The sequence below is a fragment of the Pseudomonas sp. D1HM genome (assembly GCF_019266105.1).
GTDB lineage: Bacteria > Pseudomonadota > Gammaproteobacteria > Pseudomonadales > Pseudomonadaceae > Aquipseudomonas > Aquipseudomonas taetrolens.
Window position 1 is genome coordinate 85316 of sequence record NZ_LRMN01000007.1, and the last position, 15094, is coordinate 100409.

Here is a 15094-nt window from a genome sequence, read left to right on the forward strand (position 1 = left end):
CTACCCAGGGCAGGCCTCAGACGTTACAGGCAAGCTATCGAGAAATGCGGCGACGTCCCGGTTGCCTCGCAAGTGAACGACAGGAACCTGCGGGCCTATGGCCAAGCGTATCGCCTCGATGCCGGGGCGGTAGTCACGATCGAAACGCCATACATATTTAAGGAAGACCCGGTCCCACTTTTCTGCACAACCTGCTGCAAGGTCAGGGCGAGAGCGGTTAGTGATACTGCGCATCACCACCCGGGTCACACAGGTCAGCCGTTGGGTATCGAGCCAGATGATCAGGTCGGCACGGGGCAGGCGCAGGTCGAAGGTGCGCCGTGCATAGTTGCCTTCACACACCCATGTGTCGGTTGCGATTGCTTCGCTGACCCGCGTGCGGAACTGTTCAGCGTCAGGCTCGGCCCAACCGGGCTCCCAGAACAGTGTGTCCAGGTGCACCACGGGCAGGGCCAGACGCTGACCGAGGGCACGTGCAAGGGTAGACTTTCCGCTACCGCCATTACCCAGAATTACAATCCGTTGCATGGAGACTTCCTGTCGAAAAAAGCCGCCGATTTTGCAGGTTTTTCAGCGTAAGTCAAAGGCTTGTGGAGGACGCTGGCGCGAAGTTGCCAGGCTGTTCTGAATCAGCTCTCGGCCGGCACGATGGCGTCAGGAACTGCTTCTTCCGCCAGCTTCAAACGGTCCGCTTTGCTGATGTATTTAGACTTGCTCGCAGGGGCCAGTTTGGCACTCGCTTTTTTGGCGTGAGCCTTCAATAGCTGCGTGATTTTCTTGCGGCGATTCATGTTTTTCTGCTCGGTACGGTAAATGCCTGAATGATATCAGCTTGAAATACCGCAGCGGATCCCGGTAGCCAAAATCGTGATCTGGCGCCCGGGCGGTCCTGTGCAGGGCATCTAAACCGAAAGGTATTGCTCCACCGATCTGACGCGAGCGTAACCAAACTCGAACGCGGCCATCATCGAGGCATGGACCTGTGCTGCAGGCACCGTCACACCGTTAAAGGTCAGGTCAAGGGTCGCGCAGGCATCATGCAGCACCGTCACTGGGTAGCCCATGTCCGCCGCAGCGCGCACCACCGCGTCGATGCACATGTGGCTCATTGCACCTACGACGACGATCTCCTCGATCCCGAATGCCTCCAGCTGATGCTTGAGGTCGGTTTCCCGGAAGGCATTGATGTGGTGTTTAACGATGACGGGTTCTTCGCCATCGGGTGCTACGGCTGCCTGAATCTGCGCACCGATGGATCCCTTGACGAAAATACCCGCACTGTCGTTGTCCGATTCGTGCCGGACATGAAAAACGGGAATGCCTGTACGCCGGGCATCCGTTATGACCCGGCCCGCCTTCGCGACAGCGGCCTCAATACCGGTTAACGGCAGTTTGCCAGTGGGCAGGTACTCGTTTTGCAGATCAACAACAATAAGACCGCGTTTCATAAACACTCTCCTGACTCTTGGTTAAGGTGAGGGGGCGGTTGCAGGTCATGGCCTGAGCAGCGCTGCAGCCGCACTGTCACCTGATTAAAACGCCAGCGTTGCACCGTCTTCCGGTATCTCGACGCGAGCCTCGATACCCTGTTTTTTGACATAGGCCCGCAACGCTTCGCGGGTTAAGGACATGTGATTGATCGAGTCCATGTGTACGGCGACAATCTTCGCGCTTTTGGCGACCTGCGAGGCATGCAGGACATCTTCCTCGCCCATGATGATGGCCCCGTCATACCCGGTCATCTTGGCTTTACCTGCGTTGAGAACGATCACTTCGGGCTGGAAGTGCTCGATCGCCTGGTCAACCTCTTTGCGCCAGACAGTGTCACCGGCAAGATAAAGCGTCTTGTAGCCTGGCGCTTCAAAGACCACGCCCATGGCTTCGCCGAGAGGCTTGGCGAGGGCTGGCACGGCATACATTTCGTCCGTGCCGTGCTGGCCGCCGGTCTTGGTGATTTTGACCCCGCCGAATTCGGCTTCATCAGTGAGAACGCGCACGTTCTTGAAGCCCTGGGAGCGAATCAGCTGTGCATCTTCCTCGTGCTGGGCAAACAACGGGATGTCTTTAGGCAGTGCTTTTTGCGCAGCATCATCCCAGTGATCCAGATGCGTATGCGTGACGATGACGGCGTCGACACCGGAAATGACTTTAGACGGGGATTCGGGCAGATCAACCAGCGGGTTGCGCAACTCACTGCGGTAAGTGTTCGCAAACCCCGGGTAAGCGTCCTTTTTCGCCAGCATCGGATCGATCAAGAACGTGGTACCCCCGTAGGTGATCTTCACTGTCGCATTGCGTATTTGCTGCATGTCCACCGTGTGCGATGCATCCGGTGCCGGAGGGGTGCTTGCGAATGCGAGGGGGCTGGCTGCGCTGCAAGCCATGCTTAAGGCCAGCGGGAGTGTGTGGAATTTCATTGGATAACCCTTGTTGATTCTTCGTTAGCCCTATTCTTGCCCGGCACCTGAATGGCCAACAGTGGCCCGAATGACATATTTCGATATAATCGGGCCATTAGTCATACGCAGAGGCAGGCCAATGTCCTCCATACGTGTTGCTGTTCTGGCCTTCAACGGCGTGAGCATGTTTCATCTTTCTGTCCCCGGGATTGTGTTGGGTGCCGTGAAGGCTACAACCGGTGAGCCTGCGTACCAGGTCAGTTACTGTGCCGAGGTACCGGGTATGGTTGAAAGCGACCAGGGGATCGGCATCGCTGTTTCACACGGGCTGGAGCTGATGCAGGCATCTGACGTGATCATCGTTCCGGCCTGGAGCGATCCCGCGGACGTCGCGTCAGCGCCGCTTGTGCAAGCGCTGCAACTCGCCAATAGCGAAGGCAAGCTGATCGTGGGTTTGTGCCTGGGTGCCTTCGTACTGGGGGATGCCGGCCTGCTTGATGACAAAGAAGCCACAACGCACTGGATGGCCCGCGACACATTCGCGCGACGTTTCCCGCAGGCCCGATTTCGTCCCGAGGTGCTCTACGTCAGTGCCGGCAACATCGTGACCTCGGCGGGAACCATGGCCGCGATTGACTGCTGCTTGCATCTGGTCCGTCAGCGCAACGGCGCCGATGCGGCGAACCGCACCGCAAAAATGCTGGTGACCCCGCCCCACAGGCTGGGTGGCCAGGCACAGTACGTAGAACACCTGGTCCCCCAGCTTGCGACCGAGACCCATTTGTCCGATGTGTTGGCGTGGGCAAGAGTCAACCTGGCAAGCCAGCTGTCGCTTGATGTCCTTGCCGAAAGGGCAAAGATGAGCCGGCGAACATTTACTCGCCGTTTCAAGGAAGCCACGGGCAGTACCGTCTCCAGATGGTTGAACGCTGAACGGGTTGCCAGAGCGCAACAGCTGCTGGAAACCACAGACTTGCCCATTGAGTGCATCGCGGACGAATCAGGCTTCGGCACGCCATTATCGTTAAGGCAACAGTTTGGCGTTCATCTCGGCACATCACCTTCTGACTACCGCCGGATGTTTTTTCGTGACATGAATTCCGGGACCCGGGCCAAAGCCCCTTAATCGCCGGTCCAGCGCATTGTCTGCAGCGTGATATGGGGATGACTCTCTAACGGCTCCCATTCATCCAGAAAAACAAAACCTTGCTTCAGGTAGAAGTGTGCGGCCCTGAGCGTCCCCGCCAAAGCCCTCAACTCAGGCATGACGATGCCGGGACGAGCAGCATCAACAGCCATCCCGCCACAAACAGCCCCAGTCCGAACGTCAGGTGCGCAATCATGCTTCTGCGCCTGGCCGCGTTAGGCGCCGCGGTCTTCGACGCGGCAACGCCGAGCCCGAACGCGGGCTGCATGATGCAGAAGGGCGCAATCACACTGACCAACCCGGTGAGCAATGCCGGCAGCAGCGTCGGCTTGCACACCCATCCAAGGCCTTGTGCACCGATCAGCACCATCGCGAAGACGATGCCCGTAGCGTAATGGAACACCCACCCCATCAGACGTTCGTTCCTGACAGGCGCCGCCTTTGTAATCGCGGCATGCCGAAACCGCCCTTGCCGCATGTGGCCCAGCCAACGCCCGACCAGAGCATAGTCAGGGGACGACAGGCCAAACACGCGTGCTTGAATAAAAGCCGATACATCCATGATCAGCGTGGCTCCCATTCCAACAAACAGAATGCGCAGTGCTGTCTCAAGTGCTTCCATGGTATTGCTCCTTGCCTTGAACCTGTTTTGGCGGTTTGATTCGAGCAGTCTGCAGGTTCAAGTCGACTTGAGGTCAAGCATGAAAGAGCTGGATATTGGCGAGGTGGCACGACGTTCCGGTCTACCGGCTTCAACGCTGCGTTACTACGAAGAGAAAGGTCTGATCAGTTCGATAGGTCGTCGTGGCCTGAGTCGTGTGTTTCATGCCGATGTACTCCAGCGACTTTCCTTGATCGTGCTCGGGCAATCGGCGGAATTTTCACTGGACGAACTCGTCGCCATGCTCGGCCCGGAAGGTCAACCTGACATCGATCGCCAGCGGCTTAACCAAAAGGCAGACGAGCTGGACCGTACCATCGCGCGACTCAGTACCCTCAGCGACGCGCTTCGTCGAGTCGCATCCTGCCCTGCTACGCGCCACATAGAGTGTTCAAAGTTTCAGAAAATGCTGAGCGCCATCGGCACCGGATCTCTCAAGAGGAAAACCGGAAAAATAGCCCTGCACAGACGTGGGACATGAAGGGGGAGGGGCCGGTTTGCGCCGGCAAACCTCGCGAAACCTTTGCTACCCTGACTCAGCCATTGCGCCACGACCCGGCATATGGACAAGACACCGAGAGCAGACGTAATGATTGAGACTCGCCTGTTACGACAGTTTGTGGTTGTTGCCGAGGAGCTGCATTTCAGCCGCGCCGCAGAGCGACTGCACATGGCACAACCTCCGCTCAGTCAGGCAATCAAACGGCTGGAAGAACACATCGGCTATCCGCTTTTCATTCGCGACAAGCGCAGCGTGGAACTCACGAGCGCAGGGTTGGCCCTGCTGGACAAGGCACACGAGCTCCTGAATACCCTGGACGAAAGCGTGGCTTACACGCGCAGAGTGGCTCAAGGCATTGCGGGCCACCTCGTGGTGGCCATGATTAATCTCAACCATCATCCAGAATTCTGGCGAGCCCTGGGGGTGTTCAGGGAGCAGATGCCTGCTGTCGAGATCCGATTTGTCGAGGCGACAACAAGTGAACAGGTCGCGCTTTTGGAAAGCGGCGAAGCCGATGTCGGGTTTATGCGTACGCCGGGGACAACAGCGCCCTCATTGACCATCGAGCGCGTATTGCTTGACCCCATACACCTGGCCTTACCGTGCAATCACCGGTTGGCGGCAGCCAGTGCGGTCAAGCTTGAGGCGCTTGCCGGCGAATCATTTGTCATGTCGTCCCGCGCATTAGGCCAGGGATTTCACGATCAGATACTCACGCTCTGCAAAACGGCCGGAGTCACGCCACGGATTGCTCAACACGCTCGGCAAATACAGACGCTTCTGGGCCTGGTCGCGGCGGGGTATGGCGTAGCGCTGGTTCCGGCGTCGTTCGAAAGCGTTGCCATGCAAGGCGTGAGTTTTCGCCCACTGTTGCATGAGGCGCCGCCGGAACTCGGCTGCGTGGCACTCAACATTGCCAGCAATTGCACGGTTCGCTCGCCCTTGCGCGATGCGTTTATCGACACCATCAAACGGTACCTCTGAGACCTCTAGCGTATTACCAGCCGACATAAACGGTATTTCACGCCGAACCTTGCGAAACGCAGCATGTCGCTGTCTTTTCTTACTGGAGGTCGGTCATGCAATATCGCTCATTGGGCAGCTCTTCTTTGCAGCTTTCCGTGTTGTCATTCGGCAGCTGGATCACATTCGGTACGCGCCTTGATCAACGCGGTGCTAACGAGTGCCTCGCTTGCGCCTACGACCATGGCATCAACTTTTTCGACAGCGCCGAGGTTTATCTCGGCGGCCAAGCGGAGCGCATGCTCGGCGAAGGCATCCGCACGCTTGGCTGGCCTCGTGACGGTTACTGCATTTCCAGCAAAGTCTTGTTCGGCACAGGCGACAATCACGACGCCAGGAACCCGGCACGCCCGACTCAGCAAGGGCTGAGTCGAAAACACATCACTGAGGCCTGCCATCAGTCGCTGCGGCGCTTCGGGATCGAGTATCTCGACTTTTTCCTGTGCCATCGTCCCGAGCCCGGCATGTCGATAGCGGAAATTGCCTGGACGATGAATACCCTGATCCAACAAGGCAAAGTGTTGTATTGGGGAACATCTGAATGGCCTGTCGCGGATGTTCTGGCGCTGATCGATTTTTGCAAGCACCACCACCTGATACCGCCGCAACTGGAACAGCCGCAATACAATCTTTTTCATCGCCAACGCGTTGAAGATGAGTATCAACCCCTTGTCCAGGAACACGGATTTGGGCTGACCACCTGGTCTCCGCTGGCATCAGGCATCCTGGCCGGCCGTTACGATGAAGGAACGGCCCCCGGCAGCCGACTGACAACCGAAGGTTTCGCGTGGCTTGAAGCGTTTATTTTCGAGAACAAACGTGAAGCACGTATCGCTGCGGCCAGGCAGTTGAAGGATATTGCTGACGAGCTGGGGGCGACACGCGCACAGCTCGCGCTGGCCTGGACGCTGCAAAACCGTTCGGTCACATCGGTATTGATCGGTGCCTCAAGCCTGAAACAGTTGCAAGAGAACCTTGGCGCACTCGACGTCATGCCGCACCTGGACTCGTCACTGCGCAGCAAAATCGAACAGGTCATGGAGAGTTCATCACCGATAATGAGGTAAGTGGCTCACCCTTCGCGTGGGGCTGCTCCCGGCCCGACGCGGACGCGTTGACGTTTGTCTCTCTGATTGGGCATTGCCAACCGACCACGATGCAGGGAAGCTACAGTGAGTGACGTTTACCATAAGGACATGCGGAAATGAACGCGCGAAAAATTTTGATCACAGGCGCTGCTGGCCGAATCGGCAGCGCTTTTTGGCAAGCGTATGACGATAAATCAGATTTGCGTTTAGCCGATCTGGATGTATCAACACTTGCCCAGTCGGCACAACCTTTCGCTCTCGACATCAGCGTTCAAGCCAGTTGCCTTGAAGCTTGCGAAGGCATACATACAGTGATTCATCTGGCTGCTGACCCGCACCCGGACGCCGATTTCATGTCCTCTTTGCTCCCGGTGAATATTGTGGGCACCTACAACATGTTATTCGCCGCCAAGGCTCAAGGCTGCAAGCGCTTTATATTTGCGAGCAGTGCTCAGGCTATCGAAGGTTATCCAGAAGATGTTCAGGTACAGGAATGGATGGCACCCAAGCCAGGCAATTTATACGGGGTCAGCAAAGCGTTTGGGGAAGCGCTGGCTTCGATGTATGCAAACGATGGTCAGATGACAACAATCGCAGTCCGTATTGCAAACGTCGCTATATTTCACCCCGGGGAAAACCACAGTCACAGGGATGTAGCTGCTTTTATCAGTATCCGGGATGTTGTCGCACTCCTTAATAAGTGCGTCGAGGCTGAGCTGAGCGGATTCCATGTTATCCATGGGGTCTCGGATAACCGGTATAAGCGACTGTCTATCGACAAGACCAGAACAGTTGTGGGGTACACCCCCCTTGATGATGGGTTTGAGATTCTGGAAGGTCACGCTCAACCTGAATGAACGGTTTGATTATGAACTGTGCGCTTCCGACACAATACGGACACTGACCCGCCTTTGGTCAAGGGGCGGGCTATATCCCGTCCCAGTGAGCGAGGCGAACGCTTTGAACCCGTTGTTATGTCGGTTTCACGAGCCGTTTCTTTAAATGATACAGGCTAGTCCCGATGGGTCGATCCTCAAGAACACCATAAGTCTCATACCCGTGCCGCTCATAAAACGGTTTAGCATCAACGGTTTTTAAGAATGCAACGACGGCCCCATTGTTGGCGCCAATCGTTTCTGCTTTCTCCAATAACACAGAACCTATTTTTCTACCGCGCTGAGATTCCTTAACCCAAAAGGTATCGATTTCCAGGCCATCCCAGTAACAATGACAGCGTATTGCGCCGATGTAGTCACCTGCTTCATCGTGCGCAACCACCATAAATATTTTATCTTCCGATTCTGGCGGTAGAGTGGGGTATTGAATGCGAAGGTATTCTGAAAACTTATTATTCAGAATGCCGTTATCCTTTTCTGTTGGGGAATTCAATATATCAATCTTGATTTCCACTGTGTTGCTCCTGTCCTTTAACTTTTAGATGCCGCACGGCTTTTGGCCTGCCATGCCATTTTTATGCGTCATCGCTGGGCACTCAAAAAATAAGTCCGTAAATGAGATATCAAGAAGGGGAAAGCGGCCTATTCTTTTGCACATTACTGACGTATTTGCTGTGTGTCCATGGTCTGCTCCTGACCGGAAGCAGCCCTGCCTGACAGGTTGCTCCCGGCCAAAACCGGACGTTCAACACGTGGTTCAACGCCCGGCGTCTGGCTCAAACCTTTCAGGTACAGGGCTGTTCCTCAGGGCGTGTCTGCGCTGTGATCATTGCAGATGGTCCTGAAAGAAGCTCGCCAGCTTGTTGAAAGGGATGAGGTCGACGCGATCATAAAGATCAACATGGCCCGCATCTGGAATGATGACGAGTTCTTTGGGTTGGCCAGCCAGTTTGTAAGCTTCTTCGCTGAACTCTCTGGAGTGCGCGTCGGCGCCGGCAATGAACAGCATCGGACGAGGTGAGATCGTCTCGATGTCATTGAACGGGTAGAAGTTCATGAACTTGATGTTGCTGGTCAGCGTCGGGTGTGTGGTCAGCGCTTGGGTCGAGCTGGCGGGCGTGTATTCGCCGCGTGGGGTGCGATAGAAATCATAGAACTCACGCTGGATCGGGTGAGTGTTCTCGTCCAGTTGGTGCACCGTACCGCTGGTGTAAAGGGGTTCACCGCCGGTGAATTCGACATAACGCTGCTGAGCGGCTTGCGCGATGATCGCCTGGCGCTGTTCAAGTGTCTGCGAGTGCTTCAAACCATTGCGATTGGCTGCGCCCATGTCATACATGCTGACCGTTGCAATGGCTTTCATGCGCGGGTCGATCTTGGCCGCGCTGATTACGAAGCTGCCGCTGCCACAGATGCCGAGTACGCCAATCCGCTCCTTGTCGATATAAGGCCGGGTCCCGAGAAAATCCACCGCCGCGCTGAAGTCCTCGGCATAGAGGTCCGGCGAGACGGCATTGCGTGGCAGCCCCTCGCTTTCGCCCCAGAAGGATAGGTCCAGGGACAGGGTCACGAAGCCTTTTTCGGCCAGTTTCGTGGCATACAAGTTAGCGCTTTGCTCCTTGACCGCGCCCATCGGATGGCCAACCACAATCGCCGGGCTCCCGGTTTTGCCGTCGAGGTTTTTGGGGATGAACAGGTTGCCTGCCACCTTCATCTGGTACTGGTTTTTAAAGCTGACCTTGTGCACGGTCACGCGGTCGCTGGTGTAAAAGTTATCCGCGCCGTTGGACATGTCTGCGCCTATTGCTGAGAGTGAGCTGAACACAAGCGTGAGTAGAACAATGAGCTTTTTCATGGGCGTGCCTGTTGAGGAGGAGTCATCAGTTTTGGGGGTGCATCATTTGCCGAACGTGAGGTCAGCACGCTCATCCATGCGCCAATCAGCAGCAGGGCGGCGCTCGCGATAAAAGTGCTCGGGTAACCGCGACTGTCGAACAGCAGTCCACCCACGGTGGAGCCCAGTGCAATGGCCAGTTGAATCACGGCCACCATCAAACCGCCGCCGGCTTCGGCATTGTCTGGCAAGGCTTGTGCGATCCAGCTCCACCAGCCCACGGGGGCCGCAGTTGCCAACAGCCCCCACACACCCAGCAGCACGGCAACCACAAGAATCGAACTGCCCAAAGGGATCAGTGCCAGAGCGATCACGGCCATCAAGACCGGGATGATGATCAATGTCCGGAACAGGCTGCGCTTTAGAAACCGGCCGATGATCAAGGTGCCGATAAAGCCTGCAACACCAATGACCAGCAAGATCAGCGACAACGTGGAGACATCCACCCGCGTCACCGTTTCAAGGAAGGGCCGCAAATAGGTGAACAGTGCAAACTGCCCCATGAAGAAGGCCCCGCAAGCGAGCATGCCCAGCGTCACTGTTCGGCTCTTGAACAGGTTGAACACGTTCCCGGAACCGTGTTTACCCGGCTCCAGCTTCATGGCCGGCAGGCTGATGCACATCCAGATAAAGGCAATGGCTGCGATGGGCACCACGCACAAAAAAGCGCCACGCCAACCTATGATCGAGCCCAGATAACTGCCCAGCGGTGCAGCAATGACGGTCGCCAGCGCGTTACCGCCATTGAAGATGGCCAACGCCTTCGGCACCTGCGGGGCGGGTACCAGGCGCATGGCCGTTGCTGCGGACATCGACCAGAAACCGCCAATGACCACCCCGATAAGCGCCCGGCCAACCATGTAAGTCGGGTAGTCAGGAGCCAGCCCGACGATCACGCCCGAGACAGCCATCAACCCGGCCAATGCCAGCAACAGCGTCTTGCGGTCGAGGGTTCTGGCAACCCACGAAATCGACAGGCTGGTCAGCACGGCAAAGGCCCCGGAAATCGCAATGCCTTGCCCGGCCATCCCCTCGGTCACGTGAAGATCAGCCGCCATCGGCGTCAGCAGACTGACAGGCATGAACTCCGAAGCAATCAGGGCAAACACACACAGCGTCATGGCAAAGACACCGCTCCAGCAGGCGGGAGTCTCGTTGCGGGGTGAAACAGTGACCATCGGGACCTCGTCGTCATGGGTGTTCATACCGGTAATGGTGACGAACGACGACTTCTGCGACTAGCTAATGAATCCTTAATGAGGCTATAAGTGTTGCTAATAAATCAGTCGAAAAGGTGCCTCTTACCATGGCCAGACGAAACCTCAACGACCTGCTGTCTTTCGTGACTGTGGCGCGCGAAGGCAGCTTCACCCGCGCCGCCGGGGTGCTGGGCGTTACCCAGTCTGCACTGAGTCAGGCCATCAGCGGTCTGGAAGCACGCCTGCAAATCAGGTTGCTGACGCGGACCACCCGCAGTGTGTCGACGACCGTTGCCGGCGAGCGGTTGCTGCAAGCGATCGGTAATCGCTTTGATGAAATTGAAGCGGAGCTGGATGTGCTCACCGAATTGCGCGACAAGCCGGCAGGCACCGTACGCATCACCTGCGGCGATCATGTGCTGCGCACCACGTTGCTGCCCAAACTCACCGCATTGCTGCATGAGTACCCGGACATCAACGTTGAGTTCGACGTCAATTACGGATTCAGGGACATCGTGGCGGATCGTTTTGATGCTGGCGTGCGCATGGGGGACACCCTCGACAAAGACATGATCGCTGTGCCGATAGGCCCGCTATTGCGGATGGCTGCTGTTGCTTCGCCAGCGTACTTTGCTGCTCGTGGCATCCCCCAAAAGCCGCGCGACTTGATAAACCACAACTGTATCAATCAGCGCATGCAGTCATCAGGCGGGCTTTATGTCTGGGACTTTGAGCGTCAAGGCAAGCAGGTAAACGTCCGGGTGGACGGTCAGCTCATTTTCAACACCTCGCCCCCTATCGTGGAGGCGACAGTGGCGGGACTGGGCATTGCGTACCTGCCGGAGGAGGAGTTTGAACCGCACCTTCAGGAAGGCAGGCTGGTGCGGGTACTGGAAGATTGGTGCCTGCCGTTCTCGGGCTATTACTTGTATTACCCCAGCCGCCGCCAACCTTCACCTGCATTTACCCTGGTTGCCAACGCATTGCGCAAAGACGTGTAGAGGGCAGGGCGCAGGGGCCGGTTTCAGCCAGTCGTTCCTGGCTGAAACCGGTTATTCACCTAGCGACGATAGTAGCGGTGTTCGCCGTCGTAGTGATGCCGCATGGCCCGGTCATGGCGACGTTCCCAGTCACGACGGCGCTCGGCTTCCCGGCGATATTGTTCTCTGCGCGCTTGTTCCCTGCGCCAGTCGTATCGACGGTCGTACTGGCGATGGTCATGCCGGTAGCGATCGTCATGGGCCAGCAACGGCTGTGTGCCCGCCACGCTGGCCAGGTCAGGCCAAGGGTTGCCGGCAGCGGGGGGCTGCACAGCTGCGACTTCAGTGACGAAAGCCGGGTTCGAGGTTTTCATCTGTGATGCTGATGCCGAGCTCACTGCCGCAAACGCGAACAGGCCGAAGAGCACCATCCGTGGGACATTAAATTTCATGAGCGAAGACAACCTCTGATAGACAATTGGACCTAGAGCCATCTGGCTGCGGGAAACCCTGGAGTCGCGTTTACCAAGCCTAATGGGCGTATTCACATAGACCGGTAAAAAAGGAAAAGTTCTAGGGCTTCGTCGCATAAATAGCTAGCGGCCTCCTTCGGCAGCGAGGGCTGTCGTCGATTTTCGGTGCAGGTTCTTCAATGGCAGCATTTGTGCAATGGCGAACCCGACCTCAAAAAAGGTAAACCCCAGGAGCAGAAAACTCGCCCCGTGCGCAACCGCATACAGTTGCCACAGCGCAAACAATACCCTCGCCAAGGCGTCATACAGGCCGACACGATGGCTCGGATGCATGAGCCGCCAGAGTGACCAGACCACGACGACACTGCCCAGCAGGTTGGCTAAAAGCATGCCGGTAAGGTCCAGCAGCGGCACCGGCCGGCTCAACGCCAGTGCGCCGGAGAGGGCTGCTAGACCGTTGATTATCAGGACGGCTGTCCAGGGTGTGATGAAGCCCGCCGTCACGATCAGGTCATATAAGGCACTGGCCCGGACGATGTATAAATTGCTCTTTACGCTGACCATAGTCATCCCTCACTGTTTGAGCCCGCAGGCTAAAGCCTGGACTTAGGTCCAGAGTCAACACAAGGAGTGGGTAATCATGAAAATTGGCGAAGTGGCAACACGTACCGGGGTGTCGGTTGACGCCCTGCGGTTTTATGAAGAGAAGGGGCTGATCAAGCCGCAGCGGGCGGCCAACGGTTATCGGCTTTACCCGGAACAAACGCTGCAACTGGTGGGTTATATCAAGCTGGCGCAGCAACTCGGGTTTTCCCTGGCGCAAATCGGCGAAAACCTGCCGCTGTTGTGGAACAGCGAAGAGGTCTGCAAAGACCTGCTGGCTCGGTTATTTGTCGAGAAAATCGAATTGCTGGATGAGCGCATCGGGCAAATGCAGGCGCTGCGCAATCTGCTGGCCGAGCGAGCCACCCAGGTCTGTCCTTTAGTGGCGATAGACTGACAGCCCCGTCCGTCCTATGTCGGCGCTTTACCCTGCGGCCTTCAACACGCATCATGCGCCGCGCGCAGCACGGCTAAAGGAGCCGGGGATTCGTGAGGAACTGCAGTTGAACGAACACACATTGTCCATGCGTCTGGAGCGGGTGGCGGCGCAGATGCCAGCCGGAGCTCATCTGGCCGATATCGGCTCTGACCACGGCTACCTGCCGGTGGCCTTGATCCGCCGTGGTGCGATTGCGCGGGCGGTGGCGGGCGAGGTGGCGCTGACGCCGTTCCGTTCGGCCGAGCGCACCGTGCGTGAGACGGGCCTGGAGCAGCAGATCAGCGTGCGCCTGGCCAGTGGCCTGGACGCCATCGAACCGCAAGACGCCATCACCGCGATCAGCCTCTGCGGCATGGGCGGCGAGACCATCCGTGACATCCTCGACAGCGGTAAGGCGCGCCTGAGCGGGCAGGAACGGTTGATCCTGCAGCCCAATGGCGGCGAGCAGCCCTTGCGCCAATGGTTGATGGACAATGGCTACCGCATCCTCCATGAAGAAGTGCTGCGCGAAAACCGCTTCGACTACGAAATCATCGTCGCCGAGCGCGCCGGGCCGGTGCTGTACAGCGCCAGGGAGCTCTACTTCGGCCCGCTGTTGATGCAGGCCCGCAGCCCGGCCTTTTTGCTCAAATGGCAGCGTCTGCTGCGCCTGAAACAGCAGACCCTGAACAACTTCGCCCGGGCGCAGCAGGCCGTGCCTGAGGACAAGGTGCAGGACATTGCCCGGCAAGCGCGGTGGATCTCCGAGCTGCTGGCCTGACCCGGGCGATCATTTGAGGGTTACGATGACTTTGCCGCTGGATCTGCCTTGTTCGACATACCGCAACGCCTCTGCCGTTGATTCGAAGGCAAAGGAGCGGTCGATGACCGGTTTGATGGCGCCTGCCTCAATGAGTGCGGTGATTTCCTTCAGTTGAGCGCCGTTCGCGCGCATGAACAAAAAGGTGTAGCTGACCCCGTGCTTGCGAGCTTTTCTACGGATTCCCCAGCTCAGCAAACGCATCACTTGCCGCAACCCCCAGGACAAACGTTGCTGCTGGGCGAACAGGGCGGTTGGCGGCCCTGAAATGGAAATGAGCTGGCCGCCGGGCTTGAGCACCTTGAGTGATTTGGCCAGCACATCGGTACCGAGGCTGTTCAAGACCACGTCATAACCCTGCAATTGGGTTTCAAAGTTTTGCTTTTTGTAATCGATGACCAGGTCCGCCCCGAGCGCTTTTACCCACTCGACATTCGGCGTGCTGGTGGTCGTGGCAACAAAGGCGCCAAGGTGTTTTGCAAGCTGGATAGCAAGGGTGCCGACGCCGCCGGAACCGGCGTGAATCAGCACCTTCTGGCCTTTTTTCAATCCGGCAGTTTCCACCAGCGCCTGCCAGGCCGTCAGTGCAGCCAGGGGGATGGACGCGGCTTCGGCCATGTCGAGGCGGGAGGGTTTCAGTGCGAGTGCGTCCTCGTTCACGGCGATCAACTGCGCAAAGGTCCCGATCCTGTTATCAGGAGGGCGCGCATAGACCTCGTCCCCCGGCTTGAAGAGCGTCACCGCCGAGCCGGTGCTCACCACGGTCCCGGCCAGGTCATTGCCGAGGATCAAGGGAAAAGAATAAGGCAGGATCAGTTTGAATTCGCCCGTCCTGATCTTCGAGTCCAGCGGGTTCACGCTCGCGGCATGGACTTGAACCAAAACATCGTGGGCACCGGGTACCGGGTCGGGCACTTCGCCGATACCCCCGTTCTGCTTGCCATAGCCCTCGATAAAAAATGCTTTCATGGGAATGATGCTCTCGTTGATT

General features: G+C 57.4%; 19 protein-coding genes and 1 pseudogene. 8 read left to right on the plus strand and 12 right to left on the minus strand.

Going from position 1 to position 15094, the window contains the following annotated elements; genetic code table 11:
• The 4 genes from AWM69_RS10650 to AWM69_RS10665 form a co-directional block, all read right to left on the minus strand.
• Window positions 1-528: an AAA family ATPase gene (locus tag AWM69_RS10650; protein ID WP_131654369.1), complete on the minus strand. Its 528-nt coding sequence runs from the start codon at window positions 526-528 to the stop codon at window positions 1-3.
• Between the two features lie 101 nt (window positions 529-629).
• Complete coding sequence (locus AWM69_RS10655; protein WP_218726688.1) at window positions 630-791, minus strand: DUF2986 domain-containing protein; 162 nt, start codon at window positions 789-791, stop codon at window positions 630-632.
• A gap of 111 nt (window positions 792-902) precedes the next feature.
• Window positions 903-1448, minus strand: coding sequence for a cysteine hydrolase family protein (locus AWM69_RS10660; RefSeq protein ID WP_218726690.1), 546 nt, complete (start codon window positions 1446-1448; stop codon window positions 903-905).
• 84 nt (window positions 1449-1532) lie between these two features.
• A complete protein-coding gene (locus AWM69_RS10665) occupies window positions 1533-2417 on the minus strand; it encodes an MBL fold metallo-hydrolase (RefSeq protein ID WP_218726692.1) in 885 nt (294 codons plus the stop codon).
• 121 nt (window positions 2418-2538) lie between these two features.
• Here AWM69_RS10665 and AWM69_RS10670 point away from each other — a divergent pair, with 121 nt between their 5' ends.
• Window positions 2539-3525, plus strand: coding sequence for a GlxA family transcriptional regulator (locus AWM69_RS10670; RefSeq protein WP_218726693.1), 987 nt, complete (start codon window positions 2539-2541; stop codon window positions 3523-3525).
• Here the strand turns inward: AWM69_RS10670 and AWM69_RS22855 are convergent.
• Window positions 3522-3632: pseudogene (locus AWM69_RS22855) on the minus strand (GNAT family N-acetyltransferase); the annotation flags it as partial. The gene AWM69_RS10670 and the pseudogene AWM69_RS22855 overlap by 4 nt on opposite strands.
• Window positions 3633-3652: 20 nt before the next feature.
• Window positions 3653-4168 (minus strand): DUF2938 domain-containing protein, encoded by a 516-nt coding sequence (locus tag AWM69_RS10675; protein WP_218726695.1) that lies wholly within the window; start codon window positions 4166-4168, stop codon window positions 3653-3655.
• Between the two features lie 79 nt (window positions 4169-4247).
• Between AWM69_RS10675 and AWM69_RS10680 the strand changes: the two genes are divergently transcribed.
• The 4 genes from AWM69_RS10680 (at window position 4248) to AWM69_RS10695 (ending at window position 7677) form a co-directional block, all read left to right on the plus strand.
• Window positions 4248-4688 (plus strand): helix-turn-helix domain-containing protein, encoded by a 441-nt coding sequence (locus AWM69_RS10680; RefSeq protein WP_218726697.1) that lies wholly within the window; start codon window positions 4248-4250, stop codon window positions 4686-4688.
• 108 nt (window positions 4689-4796) lie between these two features.
• Complete coding sequence (locus AWM69_RS10685) at window positions 4797-5693, plus strand: LysR substrate-binding domain-containing protein (protein ID WP_048381907.1); 897 nt, start codon at window positions 4797-4799, stop codon at window positions 5691-5693.
• Between the two features lie 95 nt (window positions 5694-5788).
• Window positions 5789-6799, plus strand: a complete 1011-nt coding sequence (locus AWM69_RS10690; protein WP_218726699.1) for an aldo/keto reductase — start codon at window positions 5789-5791, stop codon at window positions 6797-6799.
• 137 nt (window positions 6800-6936) lie between these two features.
• Window positions 6937-7677, plus strand: a complete 741-nt coding sequence (locus AWM69_RS10695) for an NAD(P)-dependent oxidoreductase (RefSeq protein ID WP_218726700.1) — start codon at window positions 6937-6939, stop codon at window positions 7675-7677.
• Between the two features lie 115 nt (window positions 7678-7792).
• Here the strand turns inward: AWM69_RS10695 and AWM69_RS10700 are convergent, their stop codons facing one another.
• The 3 genes from AWM69_RS10700 to AWM69_RS10710 all read right to left on the minus strand — a co-directional run bounded on the left by AWM69_RS10700 (window position 7793) and on the right by AWM69_RS10710 (window position 10788).
• Window positions 7793-8230 carry a GNAT family N-acetyltransferase gene (locus AWM69_RS10700; protein WP_218726702.1) on the minus strand — a complete coding sequence of 146 codons (438 nt, stop codon included), beginning with the start codon at window positions 8228-8230 and terminating at the stop codon, window positions 7793-7795.
• A gap of 312 nt (window positions 8231-8542) precedes the next feature.
• Entirely contained in the window at window positions 8543-9571 is a 1029-nt protein-coding gene (locus AWM69_RS10705; protein WP_218726704.1) for an alpha/beta hydrolase, read from the minus strand.
• A complete protein-coding gene (locus AWM69_RS10710; protein WP_218726918.1) occupies window positions 9568-10788 on the minus strand; it encodes an MFS transporter in 1221 nt (406 codons plus the stop codon). The genes AWM69_RS10705 and AWM69_RS10710 overlap by 4 nt, the downstream gene beginning before the upstream one ends.
• 128 nt (window positions 10789-10916) lie before the next feature.
• Between AWM69_RS10710 and AWM69_RS10715 the strand changes: the two genes are divergently transcribed.
• A complete protein-coding gene (locus AWM69_RS10715; protein ID WP_131654564.1) occupies window positions 10917-11810 on the plus strand; it encodes a LysR family transcriptional regulator in 894 nt (297 codons plus the stop codon).
• A gap of 59 nt (window positions 11811-11869) precedes the next feature.
• On the opposite strand, the gene AWM69_RS10720 is transcribed toward AWM69_RS10715, so the two are convergent.
• Together AWM69_RS10720 and AWM69_RS10725 are read right to left on the minus strand one after the other, a co-directional pair.
• Window positions 11870-12241, minus strand: coding sequence for a hypothetical protein (locus AWM69_RS10720; RefSeq protein WP_218726705.1), 372 nt, complete (start codon window positions 12239-12241; stop codon window positions 11870-11872).
• 144 nt (window positions 12242-12385) lie between these two features.
• Entirely contained in the window at window positions 12386-12832 is a 447-nt protein-coding gene (locus AWM69_RS10725; RefSeq protein ID WP_306299235.1) for a hypothetical protein, read from the minus strand.
• Between the two features lie 70 nt (window positions 12833-12902).
• On the opposite strand from AWM69_RS10725, the gene AWM69_RS10730 reads away from it, so the two are divergent.
• Together AWM69_RS10730 and AWM69_RS10735 are read left to right on the plus strand one after the other, a co-directional pair.
• Window positions 12903-13262 (plus strand): MerR family transcriptional regulator, encoded by a 360-nt coding sequence (locus AWM69_RS10730; RefSeq protein ID WP_218726707.1) that lies wholly within the window; start codon window positions 12903-12905, stop codon window positions 13260-13262.
• A gap of 106 nt (window positions 13263-13368) precedes the next feature.
• Window positions 13369-14064 carry a tRNA (adenine(22)-N(1))-methyltransferase TrmK gene (locus AWM69_RS10735; protein WP_306299236.1) on the plus strand — a complete coding sequence of 232 codons (696 nt, stop codon included), beginning with the start codon at window positions 13369-13371 and terminating at the stop codon, window positions 14062-14064.
• A gap of 9 nt (window positions 14065-14073) precedes the next feature.
• On the opposite strand, the gene AWM69_RS10740 is transcribed toward AWM69_RS10735, so the two are convergent.
• Window positions 14074-15072, minus strand: a complete 999-nt coding sequence (locus AWM69_RS10740; protein ID WP_218726710.1) for an NADP-dependent oxidoreductase — start codon at window positions 15070-15072, stop codon at window positions 14074-14076.
• Window positions 15073-15094 lie beyond the last annotated feature (22 nt).

Coding starts and splice junctions, on each gene's coding strand:
- AWM69_RS10650 (WP_131654369.1), bottom strand. CDS start 528: ATGCAACGGATTGTAATTCTGGGTAATGGCGGTAGCGGAAAGTCTACC.
- AWM69_RS10655 (WP_218726688.1), bottom strand. CDS start 791: ATGAATCGCCGCAAGAAAATCACGCAGCTATTGAAGGCTCACGCCAAA.
- AWM69_RS10660 (WP_218726690.1), bottom strand. CDS start 1,448: ATGAAACGCGGTCTTATTGTTGTTGATCTGCAAAACGAGTACCTGCCC.
- AWM69_RS10665 (WP_218726692.1), bottom strand. CDS start 2,417: ATGAAATTCCACACACTCCCGCTGGCCTTAAGCATGGCTTGCAGCGCA.
- AWM69_RS10670 (WP_218726693.1), top strand. CDS start 2,539: ATGTCCTCCATACGTGTTGCTGTTCTGGCCTTCAACGGCGTGAGCATG.
- AWM69_RS10675 (WP_218726695.1), bottom strand. CDS start 4,168: ATGGAAGCACTTGAGACAGCACTGCGCATTCTGTTTGTTGGAATGGGA.
- AWM69_RS10680 (WP_218726697.1), top strand. CDS start 4,248: ATGAAAGAGCTGGATATTGGCGAGGTGGCACGACGTTCCGGTCTACCG.
- AWM69_RS10685 (WP_048381907.1), top strand. CDS start 4,797: ATGATTGAGACTCGCCTGTTACGACAGTTTGTGGTTGTTGCCGAGGAG.
- AWM69_RS10690 (WP_218726699.1), top strand. CDS start 5,789: ATGCAATATCGCTCATTGGGCAGCTCTTCTTTGCAGCTTTCCGTGTTG.
- AWM69_RS10695 (WP_218726700.1), top strand. CDS start 6,937: ATGAACGCGCGAAAAATTTTGATCACAGGCGCTGCTGGCCGAATCGGC.
- AWM69_RS10705 (WP_218726704.1), bottom strand. CDS start 9,571: ATGAAAAAGCTCATTGTTCTACTCACGCTTGTGTTCAGCTCACTCTCA.
- AWM69_RS10710 (WP_218726918.1), bottom strand. CDS start 10,788: ATGGTCACTGTTTCACCCCGCAACGAGACTCCCGCCTGCTGGAGCGGT.
- AWM69_RS10715 (WP_131654564.1), top strand. CDS start 10,917: ATGGCCAGACGAAACCTCAACGACCTGCTGTCTTTCGTGACTGTGGCG.
- AWM69_RS10720 (WP_218726705.1), bottom strand. CDS start 12,241: ATGAAATTTAATGTCCCACGGATGGTGCTCTTCGGCCTGTTCGCGTTT.
- AWM69_RS10725 (WP_306299235.1), bottom strand. CDS start 12,832: ATGACTATGGTCAGCGTAAAGAGCAATTTATACATCGTCCGGGCCAGT.
- AWM69_RS10730 (WP_218726707.1), top strand. CDS start 12,903: ATGAAAATTGGCGAAGTGGCAACACGTACCGGGGTGTCGGTTGACGCC.
- AWM69_RS10740 (WP_218726710.1), bottom strand. CDS start 15,072: ATGAAAGCATTTTTTATCGAGGGCTATGGCAAGCAGAACGGGGGTATC.